Source organism: Streptomyces sp. SAJ15, from assembly GCF_007595705.1.
In the GTDB taxonomy this organism is placed as follows: Bacteria; Actinomycetota; Actinomycetes; order Streptomycetales; family Streptomycetaceae; genus Streptomyces.
The window spans coordinates 1-214 of sequence record NZ_NISY01000063.1 but is presented as its reverse complement, the minus strand read 5'-3'; the positions used below and the strand labels follow the sequence as shown (position 1 = coordinate 214).

The following is a 214-nucleotide window of genomic DNA, read 5'->3' as shown; positions in this document are numbered from 1 at the left end:
GCAGCCACCCTTGAAAGAGTGCGTAATAGCTCACTGGTCAAGTGATTCCGCGCCGACAATGTAGCGGGGCTCAAGCGTACCGCCGAAGTCATGTCATTCCAGCGTGAGGACCAACGTCTGCTGGGATGGGTAGGGGAGCGTCGTGTGCCGGGTGAAGCAGCCGTGGAAACGAGTTGTGGACGGTTCACGAGTGAGAATGCAGGCATGAGTAGCG

The 214-nt window shown here is 58.4% G+C and carries 1 rRNA gene; it reads left to right on the top strand.

What is annotated here, in order from left to right:
- Positions 1-214: ribosomal RNA gene (locus tag CD790_RS34335) — 23S ribosomal RNA — on the top strand; the annotation flags it as partial.